General features: G+C 69.7%; 1 protein-coding gene. It reads left to right on the top strand.

Going from position 1 to position 1,429, the window contains the following annotated elements:
• Positions 1-382: 382 nt before the first annotated feature.
• On the top strand, positions 383-1,429 hold a 1,047-nt coding region (locus AC5RUJ_RS16300; RefSeq protein ID WP_494156252.1), incomplete at its 3' end, for a zinc-dependent metalloprotease.

The following is a 1,429-nucleotide window of genomic DNA, read 5'->3' as shown; positions in this document are numbered from 1 at the left end:
CCGGTTGCCTGCGGTTTCGGGTAGGCGGCGCAGCCGGCTGCGGGCCGGGAGCGTTGCCGGACCAGCCGTCCGTGCCGTGCTCCGTGCCGTTGTTGGTGGACTGTGTCACCTGGTGGTTCCCTCCCGCAGCTGTCCGGGCCGTGCACCCAACGCGCTGCCGCCCGGGGCGCTCGCGGCGCCTGCTCTAGCGTACGCCGTCGGCCCGGCATCGGTGGTGCGGCGCCTGCTCGGCCTTGAGCGAACTGCCGGTCCCCGGCGCGACAAGGAATCCCGGCTGCCGGTAACGTGGAACTCACGCAACACCCCGGGCACAGCCCCCGCCGCCTCCCCGGCAGCCGCTGCGGCCCGTGCCCGCTCCAACCCTCGAGGACCGGTGGTAGTGATGACCCCCAAGCAGCCCGACGACGACCCGCAGGATCCGCTGGCGGAGATGTTCGCCAAGCTCTTCGGTGGCCAGGCCGGGGCAATGGATCCCGCGGAAATAGCCAAGGCGGCAGGACTTCCCTCCGACCCCACTGCCTTGGCGCAGATGTTCCAGCAGGTCCAGGCGATGATGAGTGCCCCCGCCGAAGGTCCGGTCAACTGGAGACTGGCCCATGAAAGCGCCCGTAAGGTGGCCGCCTCGGACAGCGACCCGTCCGTCTCTACCGCACAGGGCCGCGCCGTCGACGAAGCGCTCCGGCTGGCCGAGATGTGGCTCGATCCGGTGACGAGCATGCCCGGCACCGGGCTCATCGGCAGGGCCTGGTCCCGCGCCGAGTGGGTTGAGGCAACGCTGCCGACCTGGAAGCGGTTGACGGAGCCGGTCGCCAACAGCATCGCCTTCGCGCTGACCAGCGCGCTGACCGAGCAGGTGCCGGAGGAGATGAAGCAGATGCTCGGCGGGGCACACTCCATGCTGCAGAACCTCGGCGGCGCGATGTTCGGCATGCAGCTTGGCCAGGCCGTGGGCGCCTTGGCCAAGGACGTGGTCAGTTCCAGCGACATCGGCGTCCCGCTGGTGGAAGGCAAGATGGCCCTGCTGCCGGCCAACGTCAAGTCGTTCGGCGAGGGCCTGGACATCCCGGGGCAGGACGTGCTGCTCTTCCTGGCGATCCGGGAAGCTGCGCACACCCGCCTGTTCACGCATGTCCCGTGGCTCTCCGGCTATTTGCTGGGCGCTATCGAAAGCTATGCGCGGGGCATCCATATCGACATGGGGCGGATCGAGGAAGTGGCCCGCGACCTCGATCCCACAAACCCCGAATCCATGCAGCAGGCACTCTCGCAGGGCGTGTTCATGCCGAAGCGCACGCCGGAACAGGAAGCCGCCCTGGCCAAGCTCGAAACTGCGCTCGCGCTGGTCGAGGGCTGGGTGGACGAGCTCACCGCCGGCGCAGCGGCCAACCTGCCCTCGGCACCGGCGCTGCGCGAAACGGTCCGACGGCGG

The sequence above is a fragment of the Arthrobacter sp. Y3223164 genome (assembly GCF_059091005.1).
The sequence above is the reverse complement of the archived record's forward strand: the minus strand, read 5'-3'. Positions and strand labels throughout refer to the sequence as shown.